Origin of the sequence: Micromonospora sp. NPDC049081 (genome assembly GCF_040648835.1) — a bacterium.
Taxonomy (GTDB): domain Bacteria; phylum Actinomycetota; class Actinomycetes; order Mycobacteriales; family Micromonosporaceae; genus Micromonospora; species Micromonospora antibiotica.
Map to the genome: position 1 here is coordinate 109,329 of NZ_JBEZEK010000002.1, position 20,556 is coordinate 129,884.

Sequence of the window (20,556 nt, forward strand, 5' to 3'; positions counted from 1 at the left end):
GTTGTGAAAGGTTGCCGATGCCCGACGACACCCCCACCCTCGACCTGCTGTCGCTGCTGCCGCAGGAGTGGCGTGCCGTGCTCACCCCGCACCTGGACCCGGCCCGGACGGCGGCGCTGGCCGAGTTCGTCGCCCACGAGTACGCCACCCAGACCGTCTTTCCGCCGCTGGACGATCTCTTCTCGGCCTACCGGCTGTGCGGTCCGCAGCAGTGCCGGGTGCTGATCCTCGGCCAGGACCCCTACCACAAGGCGGGGCAGGCGCACGGGTTGAGCTTCAGCGTCCGCGAGGGGGTGTCCGTGCCGCCGTCGTTGCGCAACGTCTTCAAGGAGTTGAGCGAGGACCTCGGTGTGCCCAAGCCGCGCAGCGGCAACCTGGACGGCTGGGCGGCGCAGGGTGTGCTGCTGCTCAACGCGGTGCTCACCGTCCGGCAGGCCAGCCCCGGTTCGCACGCGAACAAGGGGTGGGAGGAGTTCACCGACGCGACGATCCGGGCCCTGGACGCCCGGGACGAGCCGGTGGTCTTCCTGCTCTGGGGCGGCTACGCCCGCAAGAAGGCCGCCCTGGTCACCAACTCCCGGCACGTCGTGCTGGAGGCCGGCCACCCGAGCCCGATGAACCCGCGCGGCTTCCTCGGCAGCCGCCCGTTCAGCGCCACCAACAAGGCCCTCGCCGACGCGGGTGCGCCTCCGATCGACTGGGAGCGCACGGCCGGCTGACCCACGCCGACACCGTCCCACCGCGCGCCGCCGGCTGACGTCGGCGGCGCGCGGTGGCGGCGTTCAGTGGCGGCGATGCGGTGGCCACGTGCGGTGGCTTCGTTTGGTGGCCGCGTGCGGTGGCGGCGTGTGGTGGGGCGGGTGCGGCGCTCGGCATCGTCGGCGCGGTGCTCACCGCCCGGTCCGAGCGGTCGGGCCGATGTCCGGGGTACGCCCGTCGACCGCACGTTGCCGGTGCCGGCGCAGCAACGCGGCGGCCCGCGGGTCGGTCAGCTCCACGGCGACCAGCGGGACCACCCGGTAGCTGCGCTCCCCGTGCCGCACCTCGATGGCCTCCGGGAACTCGTCGCACATCTGGGCGCGGATCTCGCCGTACCGGGTCATCCAGTGGTGCTCACCCGGCTCCTCCGGTTCCAGGTAGAGGCCACCGAACTCACCCCACCTGGCGTTCCAGCGCTGTCCGTAGGCGACGGTCAGCCAGGCGGTGAACCGGGCGGAGTCGCGCCACCGCACGGCGATCTCGACCGCGTCGACGGGTACGGGCGCGCCCTGGAGCAGCGCGGCGGTGCTGCCGGTCAGCAGGTGGGGTAGCTCGCCCAACCGGTCGAGCAGCCGGTCCAGCCCCAACTCGTCGAGCCGGTCGGCGGGTGACCGCCCGGCCAGTGCGTCCATCTCGGCGTCGAGGTGGCTGTCGAGCTGCTCGACGGTGACGGCGAGTTGCCGGCCGAGGGCGGCGAAGAGGCGCTCCACCAGCGGGATGGCCGGCACCCTTTCCCCGCGCTCGATGCGGGCCACCGCGCTCTGGCTCACCCCGGCCCGATCCGCCAGTTGCCGCTGGGTGAGCCGTTGGACATGGCGTTCCCGCCGCAGGATGGCGGCGATATCCGTGGCGAGGCGACTACTCTCAGGCATCTCCGCATGATGATGTGCCGACAGTGCGTGGTATGCCTGTGCGTCATGAATATGACGCACAGGCATACCACTGTGCCTCAGTTACAACACCCCGCTGCCGCGCCCCCGCCGGCCGCCGCTGCCCGCCGCGCCCCCGCCGGCCGCCCGCCGCCGCGCTGCCCGCCGCCCACTGCCTGCCGCCCCCGCTGGCGTGCCGCGTGCCGCTCGTCGGCCGGCTGGCCGGCCGCCCCGCTGCTCTTCGGCCGCGATTACGCAGCCGTCCGCCGCTCCTCGGCCCGCTGCCCTGCCGCCCCGCCCGCAAGACCGTCGGGTGGGACGGTCCGGCCGTGAACCTGGGCTGGGGGCGAGGGGCGGGGGCGAGTGGTGGGGCCGAGTGGTGGGGCCGAGGGGCGGGCGGGGTGTGGGCGGACGGCGCGGGCGGACGGCTAGGCTGGCTTACCGTGCTCGTACTGGTGGTGGACTCCTCGACCCCCGCGGTCACCGCGGCGCTGGTCGAGGTCACGGCGGACGGCGTCGCGCTGCGGGCGTACCGGTGCACGATCGACGCCCGGGCCCACGGTGAGCTACTCGCCCCGCAGGTCGAGGCGGTGCTCACCGACGTCGACGCGCGACCGGGTGACCTCGGCGCGATCGTCGCCGGGCTCGGCCCCGGTCCCTTCACCGGGCTGCGGGTCGGCCTGGTCACCGCCGCCACCATGGGCCAGGTGCTCGGCATCCCCACGTACGGCGTCTGCTCACTCGACGGCATCGCCCACCCCACCACCCCGACCACCACGGCGGATGCGTCGCCCGGCCACGCCGTGTCCGGTAAGGCCGAAGCCAGCAGCGCCACGGCCGGACAGGCCACAGCCGGCGACGCCACGGCCGGACAGGCCACAGCCGGCGACGCCACGGCCGGACAGGTCGGAGCCGGCGGGGCGACGGTCGGCGACGCGACGGCGGGGGAGCGGCGGGTGCTGGTCGCCGCCGACGCCCGGCGCAAGGAGGTCTACTGGGCGGTCTACGACGGCGACGGCCAGCGGATCGTCGGGCCGGAGGTGGACGCCCCGGCGGTCGCCGCCGCCCGGGCCCGGGAGTTGGCCGTGACCGTCGCGGCCGGCGACGGTGCCCACCGCTACGCCGACGTGCTCGGCCTGCCGCTGCGCGCCGAACCCCGCTACCCCGACGCCGTCGCGCTGGTGACCCTGGCCGCCGCACGGATCCGGGCGGGTGCCCCCGGCGAGACGCTCACCCCGTTGTATCTGCGCCGCCCGGACGCGGTCGCGGCGACCAGCCGCAAGTCGGTGCTGCCGTGACGGTACGCATCGACCGGTTCCGCTGGTGGCACGTCGCCGAGGTGCTGCCGATCGAGGAGGACCTGTTCGGTGCCGAGCAGTGGTCGCCGGCGATGTTCTGGAACGAGTTGGCCAGCGGCCACTACTACCGGGTCGCCCTGGACACCGACGGGTCGTTGCTGGGCTACGCGGGTCTGACCGTCGACCCGGACGGCGAGTCGTGGGTGCAGAACATCGCGGTCCGCCGGGACGCCCAGCGGCGCGGGATCGGCCGGGCGCTGCTGGTGGACCTGCTCGCCGAGGCGGCCCGGCGCGGGATCGACAGTGTCCTGCTGGAGGTGGCCGTCGACAACGCCCCCGCCCAGCGGCTCTACGCGACGTACGGGTTCGAACCGATCGGCGTACGGCGGGGCTACTACCAACCGAGCAACACCGACGCGCTGGTCATGCGGCGTGACGCGGAACCGGCCGCAGACGGGACGGACCATGGCTGACGAACCGCTGATCCTCGGCATCGAGACCTCGTGCGACGAGACCGGGGTGGGCATCGTGCGCGGGCACACCCTGCTCGCCGACGCGCTCGCCTCCAGTGTGGACGAACACGCCCGGTTCGGTGGGGTGGTGCCCGAGGTGGCCAGCCGGGCACACCTGGAGGCCATCGTGCCGACCATGGACCGGGCGCTGCGCGAGGCGGGGGTGACCATCGCCGACATCGACGCGATCGCGGTCACCTCCGGGCCCGGCCTGGCCGGTGCCCTGCTGGTCGGGGTGGCCGCTGCCAAGGGTTACGCGCTGGCCGCCGAGAAACCGGTGTACGGGGTGAACCACCTGGCCGCGCACGTCGCCGTGGACACCCTGGAGCACGGCCCGCTGCCCGCCCCGGCGATCGCGATGCTGGTCTCCGGTGGGCACTCCTCGCTGCTGCTCGTCGACGACCTGGCCCGGGGGGTGACCCCGCTGGGCGCGACCATCGACGACGCGGCCGGGGAGGCGTTCGACAAGGTGGCCCGGCTGCTCGGCCTGCCCTTCCCGGGTGGCCCGTACATCGACCGGGAGGCGCGGTCCGGCGACCCGGCGTCGATCGCCTTCCCGCGCGGCCTCACCGCCGCCAAGGATCTCGCCGCCCACCGGTACGACTTCTCCTTCTCGGGACTGAAGACGGCGGTGGCCCGCTGGGTGGAGGGTCGGCGGCGCTCCGGTGAGCCGGTGCCGGTGGCCGACGTGGCCGCGTCGTTCCAGGAGGCGGTCTGCGACGTGCTCACCGGCAAGGCCCTCGCCGCGTGCCGGGCACACGGGGTGGACACTTTGGTCATCGGCGGGGGAGTGGCGGCGAACTCACGGCTGCGGTCGATGGCCGAGCAGCGGGCGCAGCGGTACGGCATCCGGGTCCGGGTGCCCCGGCCGGGGTTGTGTACCGACAACGGGGCGATGGTCGCCGCACTCGGGTCGCACCTGGTGGCCGCCGGGGTACGCCCGAGCCGGCTGGACCTGCCCGCCGACTCGGCGTTGCCACTGACCACGGTCAGCGTGTGACGGGAGGGGCGACGTGATCGTACGGATGTGGGAGGCGCGGGCCGAGTCGTACGGCTTCGCCGACCTGATCACCTGGGTGTGCGAGACGGCGTTGCCGGAGTTCGAGCACGATCCGCTGCACCTGTCCAGTGAGGTCTTCTCGTCCACCGATCACCGGGTGGTGGTCATCTCGAAGTGGCGCAGCAACCCCCGCGCGTTGCCTGATCCGCCGGCCACCCTGGTCGCCCGTCCCCCGCACTCGTGGGATTTCACCCAGGTCGACCGCTGACCGACCGCCCCGAACCCGGTGCGCCCGGACAGCCGACCGCCGCGAACCCGGTGCGCCCGGAAATCGGCCGCCGCGGCCGGAAAATCGGCCGCCCCGGCCCGGACAGCCCGACGGCCCGCCGGCGGTGGTGCCGCCTGCGGGCCGTCGGGTCAGGTGCGTGGGGTCAACTGCGGCGGGTGATCCGCCAGGTGGCGTAGCCGCCCGCGCCGAGCGCGAGCAGGAAGACCGCCCAGACGACGGTGGTGCTGATCGCGACCGACGGGCCGGCGGCCCCGGCCTGGGCGGCGGCGACCAGCGAGTCCTGCTGCGCGGCCGGGATCGCGGCCGGCGGCATCTGCTGCCAGCGGACCAGGCCGGTGCTCTCCAGCATGGCCATGTGGTCGTTGACGAACTTGTTGGCCTCGTCGGCGAGCTTGCGGACGGTGTTGTCCCGGGTGCTGGCCCGGACCGCGCCGATCACCGGGAAGATCTTGCCGTGGGCCACCCGGAGCCGGGTCACGAAGATCTGGTCGAACTGAGCACCGGAGGCGTTCTGCATCTCGGTCAGCCACCCCTTCTGCTCGGTGGTGGGGTCGCTCGGCAGCGTCGCGCCCAGCTTGTTGGCGGCCTGCACCACCAGTTCGTCGAGAACGCCGTGCTGCCGGGCGATCTCCGCGCCGACCTCCCGTACCCGCGCGGACTGGCCCTTGTCGGCGGCCATCGTGCCGGCCGGCATCTCCCACAGGCCGGCCAGTCGAACGCCGTTGAGCAGCGCCACGTCGGCGGCGTTCATCTGGACGCCGGGAGCGGCGACGGCCATGCCGGGTAGCACGACCAGCCCGGCCAGGAAGGTGACGACCAACACCGCCACCCGGTGGGTCCGGTGCCCTCGCCGACGACGTACGGAATCCAGCGATGCCATGCTGCGGTGCCTCCTCGATCCGGGCCGACCTGTCCTGCCGGGCAGCGACCCGCCGGCTGCCCGTCCGTCCACTGGTACGGACTGTCGGGCCGATCAGTTCACCGGGTGGCGCACGAGTCGGGAGGTATCCGTTCAGGCGGCGTCGAGCGGGTCGGCGAGGAGCCGTTCGAAGGCCAGCTCGGCCGCGCCGATCAAGGCCGCGTCGTCACCGAGTTTGGGGGTACGCAGCCGGACGTGTTCCAGGCAGGCGGGCAGCCCGGTCTCGTTGAGCCGGCTGCGGACCTGGGCGGCGGCGGCGAGGTAGAGGTCCCGCATGGTGCCACCGAAGATGACCATCTCGGGGTTGAAGATGTTGACCAGGTTCGCCACGCCGAAGCCGAGCCAGTCACCGGCGTGCCGTACGGCGGTCTGGGCGCGGGCGTCACCCCGGTCGGCGGCGTCGAACACGGCCAGCAGCGCGTCGCGGCCCCGGGCCTCGGCGCGGCCGGCGGCCCGCAGCAGCCCGTACTCGCCGATCTGGGTCTCCCAGCAGCCCCGTGAGCCGCACTCGCAGGGGGTGCCGTCACGCACCACGACCATGTGACCGACCTCGCCGCCGTAGCCACCGTGGCCGGTCAGCCGGCGGCCTCCGGCGATGATGCCGGCACCGACGCCGACGTCCCCGTAGAGGTAGATGACGTTGTCGCAGCCGGCGGCGACGCCCCGGGCGTGTTCGGCGAAGGCGGCGACGTCGGCCACGTTGCCGACCGTGACCGGCAACTCCACGCCCACCTCGGCGGCGAGCGCCGCACCGATCGGCTCGTCCACCCACCCGGTGGTAGGGCCGAGCCGGACCAGCCCGTCGGCCTTGCGGACCATGCCGCAGACGGCGACCCCGGCGCCGACGCAGACCGACCCGGGTGCCACCCGTTCCCGCATCTGCTTGAGCGCGCCGGCCAGCATCGGGGCGGTCTCCGCGGCGTCCAGGTCACGCGGCCGGTCCAGCTCACGGCGGTCGAGCACCTCGCCGCCGAGACCGACCCGCGCGGCCCGCAGCCGGTCCACCTCGATCGAGTACGCGTACGCGTAGACCCGGGCCGACTCGGGCCGGACGACCAGTGAGGGTCGTCCGGCCCGGCCGGTCTCCTTGGGCGTGCCCTCGCTGACCAGCCCGGCGCCGGCCAGGTCGGAGGTGAGCGCGCCGATGGTGCTGCGGTTGAGGCCGAGGGCGGTGGTGAGTTCCGCGCGGGAGGTGGCGCCGTGCACGTGGACGTGCCGGAGCAGGGCCCCGAGGTTCTGCCGCCGGATCTCGTCCTGGCTCGGTCCTACCCGCATCGTTGGTGGCACCCCATGTCCCGCCGGTGGCGTACGCGGATCAGCGGGTGCCGGAGGCGGAGGCGCGGCGGCGCGACAGCGCGTCCACGCTGGCCGCGAGGAGCAGCACCACGCCGGTGACGACGTACTTCACCCCGGCGCTGTAGCCCATCAGGCCCATGCCGTTGTCGATGACGGCGACCACCGCGCCACCGAGCACGGCGTCGAGGACCCGGCCCTTGCCGCCGAAGAGGCTGGTGCCGCCGATCACCGCTGCGCCGACAGCGTAGAGCAGCACGTTGCTGCCGCCGGTGTTCGGGTCCACCGAGTTGGCCCGGCTGGCCGCGACGATGCCGCCGATGGCCGCCATGGACGAGCAGATCACGAAGACCGAGATGCGGATCTTGTCGACGTTGATGCCGGCCCGGCGGGCGGCCTCCTTGTTGCCGCCGACGGCGTAGACGTGCCGGCCGTAGCTGGTGCGCTGGAGCACGAAGGTCCAGACGATCAGCAGCACCGCGATGACCGGCACCACGATCGGCACGCCCTTGAGCGAGTTGATCAGGACGTTGCGGCTGCGTTCCTGGTTGAGGATGTAGACCGCGATGCCGAGGATCAGGGTCAGCCCGCCGATGCGGGCGAGCACCACCGCCATCGGGTCGGTGGTCAGGCCCCGGGACAGCCGCTTGCGGTGGCGCAGCAGTTGCACGGCCGCGTACCCGCCGATGGCGATGGCGGCCAGCGCCCAGCCGAGGGTGGGCGGCAGGTTGCGGTTGGCGATCGCCACCAGCACCTCGTCGTTGACCGAGATGTTGGCGCCCCCGCTGATCAGCATCAGCACGATGCCCTGGAAGGCGAGGAAGCCGGCCAGGGTGACCACGAAGGACGGGATGCCGATCTTGGCGACCAGGAAGCCGAGCACGGTGCCGATGACCACGCCGGTGAGGATCGCGGCGAGCACCGCCACGTACCAGGGGTAGCCGGCCTTGGTGGCGACGTTGGCCAGGACGGCCGCGCAGACCCCGCTGGCGAAGCCGGCCGAGAGGTCGATCTCGCCGAGCAGCAGGACGAAGACCAGCCCCATGGCGATCAGGGTGACCGCCGCGCCCTGGGTGAACAGGTTGGCGAAGTTGCCGGCGGTGAGGAACGACGGCCGCATGACCGAGAAGACCGTGCAGAGCACGATCAGCCCGAGTACGGCGGGCAGCGCGCCGATGTCGCCGCCGCGTACCCGGCCCCAGTAGCCGCGGAGGTGGCTGCCGACGGTAGGCGGTGGCGTGACCGCCGCCGGGCCTTCCTTGCGCACGGCGGTGGTGGTCATCGAACGCCTCCTGCAGTGGTGTCGGCGGGTCCTGCGCCGTTGCCGGCGGTGACCGGCTCGCCGGTCAGACCGAGATTGCCGGAACGACCGGCGGTGATCAACTCGACGACCTGTGAGTGGGTGATGTCGGTGGTCTTCACCTGGGCGACCATCTGGCCGAGGTAGAGCGCGGCGACCCGGTCGGACACGGCGAAGACGTCGTTCATGTTGTGGGAGATCAGCACCACGGCCAGCCCGTTGTCGGCCAGCCGGCGGACCAGTTCGAGCACCTGGGCGGTCTGGGCGACGCCCAGCGCGGCGGTCGGCTCGTCGAGAATGACCAGTTTGCTGTTCCAGAGCACCGCCTTGGCGATGGCGACGGTCTGCCGCTGCCCGCCGGAGAGGCTGGAGACGTGCTGGCGCAGCGACTTCACGGTCCGTACGGAGAGCCCGGCCAGGGTTTCCGCGGCCATCTGCTCCATGGTCGGCTCGTCGAGCACCAGCCCGCTGTGCTTCTCCCGGCCGAGGAACATGTTCTGCACGATGTCGAGGTTGTCGCAGAGCGCGAGGTCCTGGTAGACGACCTCGATGCCGAGTGTGGCGGCGTCGCGGGGGCTGTTGATGCTCACCGGTCGGCCGTCGAAGAGGAACTCACCGGCGTCGGCCGGGTAGATGCCGCTGATGCACTTGACCAGCGTGGACTTGCCGGCGCCGTTGTCGCCGACCAGTGCGGTCACCTCTCCGGCGTGGGCGGCGAGGGCGACGTCGCGCAGGACCTGGACGGGACCGAAGCTCTTGTCGATCCCGCGCAGTTCCAGCAGGGGGGTCGCGGACACGGGGGTCTCCTTCGTACGGAGGGAAGATCTCGGGACCCGTCCGGCGGCGAGCGCCGCCCGGCACGAGGTTCCGTGCCGGGCGGCGTCGCGTCGGCGGGGTACGACGCTCGTCGTACGGGTCAGCTGATGCCGTTGGCGGTGCAGAGCGCGGCGTACGCGCCGGTGCAGAGCTTGGCCTTGTCGACGTAGCCGTCGGCCACGACGTCCTTGACGGTCGACTTGTCGATCGCCTTCGGCTCCAGCAGCACGGACGGGACGTCCCGGCCGCTCTCCGGGTCCTTGACGGTCTGCCCGGTCTCCTTGCGCTCGCCCTTCGCCACGGCGATGGCCAGCTCGGCGGCCGCGTCGGCCTCCTTCTTGACGGCCTTGTAGACGGTCATGCACTGGTCACCGGCGAGGATGTTCTGCAGGCCGGTCACGTCGGCGTCCTGGCCGGTCACCGGGACCTTGCCGTTGAGCTTGTTCTTCTTGAGCACCGAGATGGCCGCGTTGCCGAGGCCGTCGTTGGCGGAGAGCACACCGTCGATCTTGCCGCCGGTCTGGGTGAGCATCTGCTCGAAGATGGTGGCACCCTGCGCCGGGTCCCAGTCCGGGACGGCCTGGTCGGGGCCCTTGGTGTATTCCTTCGACTCGAACTTCGGCTTGAGCACCGAGTCGTAGCCGTTCTTGAACAGGGTGGCGTTGTTGTCGGTCGGCGAGCCGTTGAGGTAGGCGACCGTCGGGTTCTTGACGCCCTTCTCGGTCAGGCACTTGGCCAGGCCCTCGCCCTGGAGCTTGCCGACGGCCTCGTTGTCGAAGCTGACGTAGTACTGCGCGGAGCCGCCCAGGGTGAGCCGGTCGTAGTCGATCGTCGCGACGCCCTGCGACTTCGCCTTGTCCAGCACGGCCTTGCCGGTGCCGGAGTCCAGGTTGACGATCATCAGGGTGGTGACGCCACCGGTGATCATCTGGTCGGCGATGGTCTGGAAGGCGTTCTTGTCGTTCTGCGCGTTCTGGATGTCCGACTCGACGCCGGCGGCGTCGAACGCCTCCTTGAGGAACCGGCGGTCGGCCGTCTCCCAGCGGGCGGAGGACTTGCTGTCCGGCAGGATCACGCCGATCTTCGGCTTCTTGGCGGCGCTGCCGCCGGTGTCGTTGCTGCTGGAGTCGTCGCCACAGGCGGCCATGCTGCCGGTGGCGAGCAGGCCGACGGCGGCGAAGGTGAGGAAGCCCTTGCGCATGTCTGCACGGGTCCTTTCGAGGGTGGGGGAAGGAGTGGTCGGTGTTTTGTTGTGTCCGGCAACGTATTCCCGCTCACATCTCGGGCGCAAGACTGCCGAGGTCAGAAGTTTGTTGGGGGCGGTAACAATTCAGCAACGCGGTTGTCACCCGCAGGACACCCGTCCCGCAATCACGCTGCGTGTCCGGTCTGCGACCGCCCAGTCGGGGCTGGTCAGCGGGTGGCGATCCGCGCGGTACCGGCCCCGGTGAGGGCGACCAGATCGGTCGGGGCGAGCTGGAGCTGCAACCCCCGGCGACCCGCCGAGACATAGACGGTCTCGTGGTCCAGCGCGGAGACGTCCACCACCGTCGGCAACCGTCGCCGCTGACCGAGCGGACTGATCCCGCCCCGCACGTACCCGGTGCTCCGTTCGGCGACGGCCCGGTCGGCCAACGCGGCCCGTTTGCCACCGACCGCCGCCGACAGCGCCTTGAGGTCCAGCTCGCTGGTGACCGGGACGACCGCCACCGTCAGCGCCCCGTCCACCTCGGCGACGAGGGTCTTGAACACCCGCTGCGGTGGCACCCCGAGCGCCGCCGCGACCAGCGCGCCGTAGTGGGGCGCATCCGGGGAGACGTCGTACGGATGGATGCTGTGGGTGATCTTCTGCCTGGTCAGCAGCGCCGTCGCCGCGGTGGACCGTCCCGCCATGCGGTCACGCTAGCCCGGCCCGGCCCCGTCCGCGACCGGTCGACCGACCAGCACCGTCGGTGCCCCGGCGACCCGGGTCAGCACCAGGCTGGCCGGGTTCTCCCCGCTCAGCCGCAGGTCCCGGCGCAGCTGTTCGGGCACCAGCGCCGAGCCCCGCTTGAGGATCTCGACCCGGCCGACCCGGCGCTCCCGCAGCAGTGCGCGCAGCCGCTTCAGCGAGAACGGCAACACGTCGACGATCTCCAGGCACCGGCCGAACGGGGTCGGCCGCGGGGCGTCGGCATAGAGGTAGGCGATGCTCGGATCGGCAAGCGTCGCGTCGAGCGTGCCGGCCAGCTCCGCGACCAGGTGCGCCCGGACCACCGCCGGGTCCGGGTCGTACAGGTAGCGCCGCACCGGTCCGACCGTGGCCTCGGCCGCACCGGTGCCGGTCAGCTGGTGGACGGCGACCGGATCGCGGTCGGCGGTACGGCAGGTGGGAGAACCGTCCGCCGGGCGGTGCCGGTCGGCGGTCCCCGCCCTCAGCACGGTCGCCCGGCGGGGCACCTCGGCGAGCGGGCCGCCCCAGAGGGCCGCCTCGACCAGGTCCCCGTCGACGCTGACCCACTCCGCCTCGGCCCCGGCCGGGATCAACGCGTGGTCGACGCCGGGGGCCACCTTCACCACCGTGTGCGGCACCCGGCCGGCCAGCCCGGTGACGAAGTCCCACGGCGGCGAGTAGGCGTTCGGGTCGAAGATCCGTCGTCCGGTGCCGGCCCGCCGCCGGGCCGGATCGCAGAAGACCGCGTCGACCCGGGTCACGTCGAACGCCGTCGCGTCGCCGCACTCGACGGTGAACCGCCCGGCCAGGCCGGCCGCCTCGGCGTTCGCGGCGGCCAGCGCGGCGGTGACCGGGTCGGCCTCCACCCCGTACACCCGGATGCCGGCGCGGGCGGCGGCGAGCGCGTCGGCGCCGAGGCCACAGCCCAGGTCGGCGAGGGTGCGCACCCCGGCGGCGGCGAGCCGCCCGGCCCGCCGGTCGGCGACGACCCGACGGGTGGCCTGCTCCAGGCCGGGGCGGGTGAGGAACATCCCGGCCGCCTCGGGGCCGAACTTGCCGACCGCCCGGCGACGCAGCTCGGCCTGGGTCAGCGCGGCGGCGGCCAGCCCGGGGGGCACCCCACGCGACCGCAGCGCCGCCGCCGCGACCAGCGGGTCGCCGCCGGCCACCTCGGTCGCCGCGGCGAGCACGACCGACCCCTCGGGGGTACGCAGCGCGGCGAACTGGTCGAGATCCACGCCCTCATTGTCCGGCCCGGCCGGCGGGCCGACTCGGTCGGGCCGGTGTCGCGGCCTCCGGGCGGTGTCGCGGCCTCCGGCCGGTGTCCGCACCGCCGGACCGCCGCCGTCGGGTCGGGCACCGCCCGGTCGACACGAAGGGCGGCGGATTGGCACTCTCCTTGACGGAGTGCTAGCCGAGGAATAACCTGCGATTAGCACTCTCACCCTGAGGGTGCCAGCGTCCGGACCACCTGGTCCGGGTGCTGAACGCCAGGCGGACCGGCACCCGCGACGACGGCCCCGCCCGGTGGCATGTGGCAGATTGACGCTGGTCGGACTCTCGGCCGGCAACGAAACCAAGTACCCCAGGAGGGTATGCCCGTGACTACCGCGACCAAGGTTGCGATCAAGCCGCTCGAGGACCGCATCGTGGTCCAGGCGAACGAGGCTGAGACCACCACGGCGTCGGGCATCGTGATCCCCGACACCGCCAAGGAGAAGCCGCAGGAGGGCACCGTCCTCGCCGTCGGCCCGGGCCGGATCGACGACAAGGGCAACCGCGTGCCGCTCGACGTCAAGGTCGGCGACACCGTTCTCTACTCGAAGTACGGCGGCACCGAGATCAAGTACGCCGGCGAGGAGTACCTGGTGCTCTCCGCCCGCGACGTTCTCGCGGTCATCGAGAAGTAACCAACCGATTCCAGTGTCGTCGCCCCGGTCCGGCTCGCCGGGCCGGGGCGACGACGCTTCGAAGGGACATTCATGGCGAAGATCCTGAGCTTCTCGGACGACGCCCGACACCTGCTGGAGCACGGTGTCAACGCCCTCGCGGACACGGTCAAGGTCACCCTCGGCCCGCGCGGGCGCAACGTCGTCCTGGACAAGAAATTCGGTGCGCCGACGATCACCAACGATGGTGTGACCATCGCCAAGGAGATCGAGCTCACCAACCCGTACGAGAACCTCGGCGCGCAGCTGGTCAAGGAGGTGGCGACGAAGACCAACGACGTCGCCGGCGACGGGACCACCACCGCGACCGTGCTGGCCCAGGCGATGGTGCGCGAGGGTCTGCGCAACGTGGCCGCCGGGGCCAACCCGACCGGCCTCAAGCGGGGTGTCGACGCGGCGGCCACCAAGGTCTCCGAGGCGCTGCTCGGCCGGGCCGTCGAGGTGGCCGACAAGGAGTCGATCGCGCACGTGGCGACGATCTCCGCGCAGGACGCCACCATCGGCGAGCTGATCGCCGAGGCGATGGAGCGGGTCGGCCGCGACGGTGTCATCACCGTCGAGGAGGGCTCCACCCTCACCACCGAGCTGGAGGTGACCGAGGGTCTCCAGTTCGACAAGGGCTTCATCTCGCCCAACTTCGTCACCGACTCCGAGTCGCAGGAGTCGGTGCTGGACGACCCGTACATCCTCATCACCACGCAGAAGATCTCGGCGATCGAGGAGCTGCTGCCGCTGCTGGAGAAGGTCCTCCAGAACAGCAAGCCGCTGCTGATCGTCGCCGAGGACGTCGACGGCCAGGCGCTGTCGACCCTGGTGGTCAACGCGATCCGCAAGACCATCAAGGTCTGCGCGGTCAAGGCCCCGGGCTTCGGCGACCGCCGCAAGGCGATGCTGCAGGACATGGCGATCCTGACCGGCGCCGAGCTGGTCGCCCCGGAGCTGGGCTACCGCCTCGACCAGGTCGGCCTGGAGGCGCTCGGCACCGCCCGGCGCGTCGTGGTCGACAAGGAGAACACCACCGTCATCGACGGCGGCGGCCAGTCCGCCGAGGTCGCCGACCGGGTCGCCCAGATCCGCAAGGAGATCGAGGCGTCCGACTCCGACTGGGACCGGGAGAAGCTGGCCGAGCGGCTGGCGAAGCTCTCCGGTGGCATCGCGGTCATCAAGGCGGGCGCGGCGACCGAGGTCGAGATGAAGGAGCGCAAGCACCGCATCGAGGACGCGATCGCCGCGACCAAGGCCGCGGTCGAGGAGGGTACGGTTCCCGGCGGCGGCGCCGCGCTGGCCCAGATCCGTTCGGTGCTCGACGACGACCTGGGCCTGACCGGTGACGAGAAGGTGGGTGTCTCGATCGTGCGCAAGTCGCTGGTCGAGCCGCTGCGCTGGATCGCCCAGAACGCCGGCCACGACGGTTACGTGGTGGTCGAGAAGGTCGCGGGCAAGGAGTGGGGCCACGGCCTCGACGCCGCCAAGGGCGAGTACGTCGACCTGGTCAAGTCCGGCATCATCGACCCGGTGAAGGTGACCCGTAACGCGGTCACCAACGCCGCCTCGATCGCCGGTCTGCTGCTGACCACCGAGAGCCTCGTGGTGGAGAAGCCGGAGCAGCCGGAGCCGGCCGCCGCCGGTGGGCACGGCCACGGCCACGGTCACGGCCACCAGCACGGCCCGGGTTTCTGACCCGGTAGTACGCCTGTTCAGGGCGCACCGTCGTACCTCGGCGGTGCGCCCTGACGCGTCCGGGGGCGGCTGCTTACGGATCGGTGACGTGGTTGGCGGCCGGCCCGGTCGATCGACGACACTGGCCGGATGAGCACCACCCCCCGCGGCTTCGCCGCACTGGCCGGGGTCACCGCCGCCGTGGTGGCCATCGGTGTCGCCGAGCCGGTCGCCGTCCTCACCGGCCCACGTTCCGCCCCGCTGATCGCGGTCGGCGGGGTGGTGGTCGACACGGTCCCCGAGCCGCTCAAGCAGTTCGCCATCGACGTCTTCGGCCGGTACGACAAGATCGCCCTGTTGGTGGGTACGGCGGTGCTGCTGGCGGCGTTCGCCGCCGGGATCGGTGTGCTCGCCGCCCGCCGGCTGGCCGTGGGGCTGTTGGGCATCACGGTGTTCGCCGGTCTCGGTGCCGCCGCCGCGCTCACCCGGGCCGGCGCGGACGCCGCCGACACCCTTCCGGCCCTGCTCGGCGGAGGGCTGGGTGCGCTGGTGCTCTGGGCGTTCGTGGCCGGCCCGTGGCAGCTCGACCCCTGGCCCTGGCAGCCACCCACCGCCCTGCCATCCGCCGCGCTGCCACCCACCGCGCTCCCGTCCACCCCGCCGGCCCACCCCGCGCCGGCTCCTTCCGGTGAGCCGGCTCCGTCCGGGCCGTCCCCGGCGGCGGAGGTGTCCCCGTCCCCGGCCGCAGGGGGGCCCGCAGCCGTCGGGTCGTCCGCCACGTCGATGGGTGAGCCGACCCCGGGGCCTGCGGTGGAGCGGTCCGTCGTGCCGGGCGATCCGGCCCCGGCCGCCGGGCCACCGGCCGGCTGGGAACCGTTGGAGTCGACCGACCCCGAGTCCCGGCGGCGGTTCCTGCGGGGGGCCGGCCTGCTGGCGGGCACGGCGACCGTGGTGGGGCTGGGCGGGCACTGGCTCGCCGGGCGGCGGGGGGTCTCGGCGGCCCGGGAGGCGGTCGCGTTGCCCACCCCGTCGGCGGCGGCGCCTACGGTGCCGGCCGGCGCGGACCTGTCGCTGGCCCAGCTCGCCCCCTACACCACGCCGAACGGTGGCTTCTACCGGATCGACACGGCGCTGGTGGTGCCGCAGGTCGATCCGGAGACCTGGCGGTTGCGCATCCACGGCCGGGTACGCAAGCCGATCGAGCTGACCTTCGCCGAGCTGCTCGCCCGCCCGATGGTGGAGCGCTACGTCACCCTCGCCTGCGTCTCCAACGAGGTGGGCGGGGACCTGATCGGCAACGCCCGCTGGCTGGGCGTCCCGATCAGGGAACTGCTCGACGAGGCGGAACCGGAGGAGGGGGCCGACCAGGTGGTCGGCCGCTCGGTCGACGGCTGGACCTGCGGTACCCCGACGGCGGTGCTGCGCGACGGCCGGGACGCCCTGCTGGCGGTGGGGATGAACGGCGAGCCGCTGCCCGTCGAGCACGGGTTCCCGGTGCGGATGGTGGTGCCGGGCCTCTACGGGTACGTGTCGGCCTGCAAGTGGGTCACCGAGTTGGAGTTGACCAGCTTCGCCGACTTCGACGCGTACTGGGTGCCACGTGGCTGGTCGGCGCAGGGGCCGGTGAAGACCCAGTCGAGGATCGACACCCCCCGCCCGCGCAACCGGCTGACCGCCGGTGAGGTGGTGGTGGCCGGGGTGGCCTGGGCGCAGCACCGGGGGATCGCCCGGGTCGAGGTACGGGTGGACGGCGGCGCGTGGCAGGAGGCGACCCTCGCCCCGGCGGTGTCGGTGGACACCTGGGTGCAGTGGTCGTGGCGGTGGCCGGCGACCCCGGGTGAGCACACCCTCCAGGTGCGGGCGACCGACCGGGACGGCGAGACCCAGACCCCGCTGGCCGCCCCGGTGGCCCCGGACGGCGCCACCGGTTGGCACAGTGTCACAGTCACCGTCCGCTGATTCCGTACCACCTCTCGGTCATCAGTCCTGATCGATATGTTGATTACCGGAAAATCCTCCGTGGTGTCGAGGGTTGAGGCTGTGGGAGCGCTCCCGTAACATCCCTGATGCGACTGTTAACGTTCACCTAACAACGACCACCACCAATGTGCACGTTCCGTCCTGTCAGGAGGGTGTTTTATGTCCAGATCCAGATCGGCCAATGTCGGCCTGATCTCGGCCGGTGTCGCGTTGCTGGCGTCGGCATCGATCGTCACCGCGTTGCCCGCAGGCGCGGCGGCGGCGGGATGCTCGGTGAACTACGCCGTCTCCTCGGAGTGGGGTGGCGGCTTCGGGGCCAACGTCGCCATCACCAACCTGGGTGACGCGCTGAGCAGTTGGACGCTGACCTGGTCCTTCGCCTCCGGGCAGTCGGTGACCCAGGCGTGGAACGCGACCGTGACGCAGAGCGGCTCGGCGGTGACCGCCAAGAACGTCAGCTACAACGGCGCGATCCCGACCAACGGCTCGGTGTCGTTCGGCTTCAACGGCGCGTGGACGTCCAGCAACCCCGTCCCGACGAGCTTCGCGCTCAACGGGGTGGCCTGCAACGGTGGCCCGAACCCGACCACCCCGCCGCCGACCACGCCGCCCCCCACGACCCCGCCGCCGACCACGCCGCCCCCCACGACCCCGCCGCCGACCACGCCTCCGCCGACCACCCCGCCGCCGGGCAACTGCTCCCTGCCGACGTCCTACCGCTGGTCGTCGACCGGTCCGCTGGCGCAGCCGAAGTCCGGCTGGGCGTCGCTCAAGGACTTCACCATCGCCCCCTACCAGGGCAAGCAGTTGGTGTACGCCACCACCCACAGCAGTAGCGCCACCGGTGGCTGGGGCTCGATGAACTTCGGCCTGGTCGACAACCTCAACCAGCTCGCCACGGCCCCCCAGAACACCATGAGCCAGAGCACCGTCGCGCCGTCGTTGTTCTACTTCGCGCCGAAGAACATCTGGATCCTCGCCCACCAGTGGGGCCCGACGTCGTTCTCGTACCGCACGTCGACCAACCCGGCCAACGCCAACGGCTGGTCGGCCGCGCAGACCCTGTCGACCGCGAAGATCACCGACTCCGGCACCGGCGTGATCGACCAGACGATCATCGGCGACGACCAGAACATGTACCTGTTCTTCGCCGGTGACAACGGCAAAATCTACCGCCAGATCATGCCGATCGGGAACTTCCCGGGCAGCTTCGGCTCCAGCTACACGACGATCATGAGTGACACCTCGGAGAACATCTTCGAGGCGCCGCAGGTCTACAAGGTCGCGGGCCGCAACCAGTACCTGATGATCATCGAGGCCAGGACCAGCGGCTGGGAGCGCTACTTCCGCTCGTTCACGGCGACCAGCCTGAGCGGCACCTGGACGCCGAACGCGACGACCTACAACAACCCGTTCGCGGGCAAGGCCAACAGCGGTGCCACCTGGACCAACGACATCAGTCACGGTGAGCTGCTGCGCACCAGCGCGGACCAGACGAACACGATCGACCCGTGCAACCTGCAGCTGCTGTACCAGGGCCGCGCCACGAACTCGGGCGGTGACTACGGCCTCCTGCCGTACCGGCCGGGTCTGCTGACCCTGCAGCGCTGACGGCGTGACGCAGGGGGGACCCCGCTGTTCCTGACTCCCGCGACCGGTGGCGTATGCCGCACCGGGTGAGCCGTAGGACGGCTCGGCAGTGGGATCGGGTGGAATGAGGGGCGGGTCCGGCGATGCCGGGCCCGCCCCGCTCTTCGTGCATGTCGGCCGGCCCGGCGTCGGGACCAGGGGCCGGGGAAACGACGAGGCCGCGCTCCGGAGATCGGAGTGCGGCCTCGTCGAGGTGTGGTGGGTCGGTCAGGCGATCTTGTGCTGGGCCGGTACGGCGGTCTTGTGCGGAGCGCCGAGGCGGGCCTCCATCCGGGCGATGTCCACCCGGGTCTGCCGGCGGTCGGCCAGGTCCTCCCAGCCGAGGGCGAGCAGCCGCAGCCGCTCCGACTCGCTGAGCCCACCCCAGACGCCGTACGGCTCGCGTACCGCGAGGGCGTGGGCGGCGCACTCGGCCCGCACCGGGCAGGCCTGGCAGACGGACTTGGCGCCGGACTCCCGGCGCAGCCGCGAAGAACCGCGCTCGCCGTCCGGGTGGAAGAACTGGGCGCTGTCGCGGCCCCGGCAGGCACCGAGACGCTGCCAGTCCCACAGGTCGACGATGGGTCCGGGCAGTCTGCGTACGTTCGACATCAGCACCCCTCCTCCCGCGCGGCACCGCGGAGATCCTCGTTGAACCGGTGTCCGGGCTGTGGTCCGCGCTGCGTACCGCCTTCCGGCCTGGAGCATCGGTACCCGAACCCGCGTCGACTCACACGTGATGAGATCGAAAACCCGAGCCGACTGCGGCCTATGACCCAAATGTCGGAAAAGTTCAGAGGATTGCCCGGAACCTCCTCCCCGGTGGACCCCGTCATGGTCTGCTCGTGTCCGGAGAGGAGACCACCGTGCGTACCGTTCTCGTATGCGTCCGGACACCGGCCGCCGCGCAGCAGTTGACCAATGCGGCGTCGCGACTCGGCCTGGCCGCGGTCGTCCGGACGGCCGTCTCCGATCCCGAGGTGATGCTGCGCCTCGCCGAACGCCCGGTCGACGTGGTGCTCGCCGACACGGCGCTCACCCGGCCGGACAGCGCCGGTTTCGTCCGCCGGGTGCTGGCCCGCGCACCGCAGGCCGCGGTGCTGCTGCTCGGCGTCGAGGAGTCGGAGGCCGCAGCGGCCACCATCAGCGCCGGGGCGCGCGGCCTGATCCAGGGTGCCGACCACGACCTGACCAGCGCGGTGGCCAAGGCACTGCTGCTGCTCTCCGCACCCGGCCGGCCCGCCCGGCACCGGGTCGCCGACCCCGCCCGGGACACCGCGGCGGTCGGTGCACCACCCCGACCCACCACCGGCCGTACGCCGACGGCAGGCTGGTCGCAGGCGGCGGCCGAGGGGCCGCCCGGAGCGCCGTCGGTGGTGCCCGTGCAGCGCGGTGACGACGAGGTCGACGAGGAACCGGAGACCGGCCCGGTCGAGGCGGGCCCGGCCGGTGGGGTATCCCGGCCGGCCCCCGGCGCGCGCGGCGGGCGGACCTCGGTCGGGCTGACCGAGCGTGAACTCCAGGTGCTGCTCGGCATGGCCGAGGGTAAGAGCAACGCGGAGATCGGCCGGGAGTTGTTCGTCTCGGAGGACACCGTCAAGACCCACGCCCGACGGCTGTTCCGCAAGCTCGGTGCCCGGGACCGGGCGCACGCGGTGGCCGCCGGCTTCCGCGCCGGCCTGGTCGCCTGAGCCGGCGCATCGGCCTGGTCGTCAGACCGTCGTGCCGCCTGGGCGTCGTGCCGGCCTGGTCGTCAGAGTGCCGGCCTGGGTGCCTGGGCGTCCGTCGTGCCGGTCAGTCGTCCGGGTCGGGGTCGTCGTCGCCGGTGGACTCGGTGAGCGTGTCGTGCACCCCGTCGGCGTAGCCACGGGCGTAGTCCCAGGTGACGTAGTGGTCCGGGTCGGGGTCGTAGGCCGGCTCGTGCACCCGGGGGCGACCCGAGCTGAGCAGGTGACGCAGGTTGCCCCGGAGCAGGTCCCAGTCGAAGTAGTGCGGCTCGCGGCAGTCCTCGCACTCGATGACCAACCCGCGTACCCCGATCGGGGCCAGCAGGGCCTGGTAGATCTCCAGGTCGGCGAGGTCTTCCAGCACGTCCTGCCGCTCGACCTCGGTCAGCGGGTCGAGCGGGGCGTCGTCGCCCGGATCGTCCAGCCCCGCAGCCGGATCGGCCGGGTCGCCGTTGAACGGGTCGATGGGCTCGTCGTGCACCCCCTCACCGTAGACCCAACCCCCGCCGCACGCGCCCCCCGGCGGTCGCTGTGGCCTCGCCGACGCCGGCCGGTCGCCGACGAGGGCCGCCCAGCTCAGTGGGTACGATGAGACGACTCGCCGTCACCCCGGCGTGCGCCGGT

20 protein-coding genes are annotated in these 20,556 nt (G+C 72.4%); 10 read left to right on the forward strand and 10 right to left on the reverse strand.

Annotated features, from left to right (window positions below; all coding sequences use genetic code 11):
* Window positions 1–17 precede the first annotated feature (17 nt).
* Window positions 18–719: a uracil-DNA glycosylase gene (gene ung, locus AB0B63_RS04365; RefSeq protein WP_208568159.1), complete on the forward strand. Its 702-nt coding sequence runs from the start codon at window positions 18–20 to the stop codon at window positions 717–719.
* Window positions 720–890: 171 nt separating this feature from the next.
* Here the strand turns inward: ung and AB0B63_RS04370 are convergent, their stop codons facing one another.
* Window positions 891–1,631 (reverse strand): helix-turn-helix transcriptional regulator, encoded by a 741-nt coding sequence (locus tag AB0B63_RS04370; RefSeq protein ID WP_357014536.1) that lies wholly within the window; start codon window positions 1,629–1,631, stop codon window positions 891–893.
* A 440-nt stretch (window positions 1,632–2,071) separates the two neighbouring features.
* Here AB0B63_RS04370 and tsaB point away from each other — a divergent pair, with 440 nt between their 5' ends.
* From tsaB to AB0B63_RS04390, 4 genes are read left to right on the forward strand one after another with little or no spacing between them, the layout of a single operon-like run.
* Window positions 2,072–2,926 (forward strand): tRNA (adenosine(37)-N6)-threonylcarbamoyltransferase complex dimerization subunit type 1 TsaB, encoded by an 855-nt coding sequence (gene tsaB / locus AB0B63_RS04375; RefSeq protein WP_357014538.1) that lies wholly within the window; start codon window positions 2,072–2,074, stop codon window positions 2,924–2,926.
* Entirely contained in the window at window positions 2,923–3,399 is a 477-nt protein-coding gene (gene rimI, locus AB0B63_RS04380) for a ribosomal protein S18-alanine N-acetyltransferase (RefSeq protein WP_357014540.1), read from the forward strand. Before tsaB ends, rimI begins: the two co-directional genes overlap by 4 nt.
* Window positions 3,392–4,438 (forward strand): tRNA (adenosine(37)-N6)-threonylcarbamoyltransferase complex transferase subunit TsaD, encoded by a 1,047-nt coding sequence (tsaD, locus tag AB0B63_RS04385; protein ID WP_208567944.1) that lies wholly within the window; start codon window positions 3,392–3,394, stop codon window positions 4,436–4,438. The genes rimI and tsaD overlap by 8 nt, the downstream gene beginning before the upstream one ends.
* Before the next feature lie 13 nt (window positions 4,439–4,451).
* Window positions 4,452–4,706 (forward strand): hypothetical protein, encoded by a 255-nt coding sequence (locus tag AB0B63_RS04390; protein WP_208567945.1) that lies wholly within the window; start codon window positions 4,452–4,454, stop codon window positions 4,704–4,706.
* A gap of 163 nt (window positions 4,707–4,869) precedes the next feature.
* Here the strand turns inward: AB0B63_RS04390 and AB0B63_RS04395 are convergent, their stop codons facing one another.
* From AB0B63_RS04395 to AB0B63_RS04425, 7 genes are all read right to left on the reverse strand, one after another.
* The gene (locus AB0B63_RS04395) at window positions 4,870–5,607 is read right to left on the reverse strand and encodes a DUF4142 domain-containing protein (RefSeq protein WP_219464697.1); all 738 of its coding nucleotides are present in this window, start codon (window positions 5,605–5,607) and stop codon (window positions 4,870–4,872) included.
* Between the two features lie 132 nt (window positions 5,608–5,739).
* Window positions 5,740–6,921, reverse strand: a complete 1,182-nt coding sequence (locus AB0B63_RS04400) for an ROK family protein (RefSeq protein ID WP_208567947.1) — start codon at window positions 6,919–6,921, stop codon at window positions 5,740–5,742.
* Window positions 6,922–6,961: 40 nt separating this feature from the next.
* A complete protein-coding gene (locus tag AB0B63_RS04405) occupies window positions 6,962–8,221 on the reverse strand; it encodes an ABC transporter permease (protein WP_208567948.1) in 1,260 nt (419 codons plus the stop codon).
* Window positions 8,218–9,036 (reverse strand): ATP-binding cassette domain-containing protein, encoded by an 819-nt coding sequence (locus AB0B63_RS04410; protein ID WP_208567949.1) that lies wholly within the window; start codon window positions 9,034–9,036, stop codon window positions 8,218–8,220. Before AB0B63_RS04410 ends, AB0B63_RS04405 begins: the two co-directional genes overlap by 4 nt.
* Window positions 9,037–9,155: 119 nt before the next feature.
* Complete coding sequence (locus tag AB0B63_RS04415; RefSeq protein ID WP_208567950.1) at window positions 9,156–10,256, reverse strand: substrate-binding domain-containing protein; 1,101 nt, start codon at window positions 10,254–10,256, stop codon at window positions 9,156–9,158.
* A gap of 212 nt (window positions 10,257–10,468) precedes the next feature.
* Window positions 10,469–10,948, reverse strand: a complete 480-nt coding sequence (ybaK, locus tag AB0B63_RS04420; protein WP_357014545.1) for a Cys-tRNA(Pro) deacylase — start codon at window positions 10,946–10,948, stop codon at window positions 10,469–10,471.
* A 9-nt stretch (window positions 10,949–10,957) separates the two neighbouring features.
* The gene (locus tag AB0B63_RS04425) at window positions 10,958–12,226 is read right to left on the reverse strand and encodes a methyltransferase domain-containing protein (protein WP_357014547.1); all 1,269 of its coding nucleotides are present in this window, start codon (window positions 12,224–12,226) and stop codon (window positions 10,958–10,960) included.
* A gap of 357 nt (window positions 12,227–12,583) precedes the next feature.
* On the opposite strand from AB0B63_RS04425, the gene groES reads away from it, so the two are divergent.
* The 4 genes from groES (at window position 12,584) to AB0B63_RS04445 (ending at window position 18,187) form a co-directional block, all read left to right on the forward strand.
* On the forward strand, window positions 12,584–12,898 hold the full coding sequence (gene groES / locus AB0B63_RS04430) for a co-chaperone GroES (RefSeq protein ID WP_084261531.1): 315 nt from the start codon (window positions 12,584–12,586) through the stop codon (window positions 12,896–12,898).
* A gap of 72 nt (window positions 12,899–12,970) precedes the next feature.
* Window positions 12,971–14,617 carry a chaperonin GroEL gene (groL, locus tag AB0B63_RS04435; RefSeq protein ID WP_357014550.1) on the forward strand — a complete coding sequence of 549 codons (1,647 nt, stop codon included), beginning with the start codon at window positions 12,971–12,973 and terminating at the stop codon, window positions 14,615–14,617.
* Window positions 14,618–14,746: 129 nt separating this feature from the next.
* On the forward strand, window positions 14,747–16,555 hold the full coding sequence (locus AB0B63_RS04440) for a molybdopterin-dependent oxidoreductase (RefSeq protein ID WP_357014552.1): 1,809 nt from the start codon (window positions 14,747–14,749) through the stop codon (window positions 16,553–16,555).
* Between the two features lie 180 nt (window positions 16,556–16,735).
* Window positions 16,736–18,187 (forward strand): non-reducing end alpha-L-arabinofuranosidase family hydrolase, encoded by a 1,452-nt coding sequence (locus AB0B63_RS04445; RefSeq protein WP_357014554.1) that lies wholly within the window; start codon window positions 16,736–16,738, stop codon window positions 18,185–18,187.
* Between the two features lie 246 nt (window positions 18,188–18,433).
* Here AB0B63_RS04445 and AB0B63_RS04450 read toward each other — a convergent pair whose 3' ends face one another.
* The gene (locus tag AB0B63_RS04450) at window positions 18,434–18,817 is read right to left on the reverse strand and encodes a WhiB family transcriptional regulator (protein WP_208567956.1); all 384 of its coding nucleotides are present in this window, start codon (window positions 18,815–18,817) and stop codon (window positions 18,434–18,436) included.
* A 254-nt stretch (window positions 18,818–19,071) separates the two neighbouring features.
* On the opposite strand from AB0B63_RS04450, the gene AB0B63_RS04455 reads away from it, so the two are divergent.
* Window positions 19,072–19,896 carry a helix-turn-helix transcriptional regulator gene (locus AB0B63_RS04455; RefSeq protein WP_208567957.1) on the forward strand — a complete coding sequence of 275 codons (825 nt, stop codon included), beginning with the start codon at window positions 19,072–19,074 and terminating at the stop codon, window positions 19,894–19,896.
* Between the two features lie 103 nt (window positions 19,897–19,999).
* On the opposite strand, the gene AB0B63_RS04460 is transcribed toward AB0B63_RS04455, so the two are convergent.
* On the reverse strand, window positions 20,000–20,413 hold the full coding sequence (locus AB0B63_RS04460) for a DUF5319 domain-containing protein (protein WP_208567958.1): 414 nt from the start codon (window positions 20,411–20,413) through the stop codon (window positions 20,000–20,002).
* Window positions 20,414–20,556 lie beyond the last annotated feature (143 nt).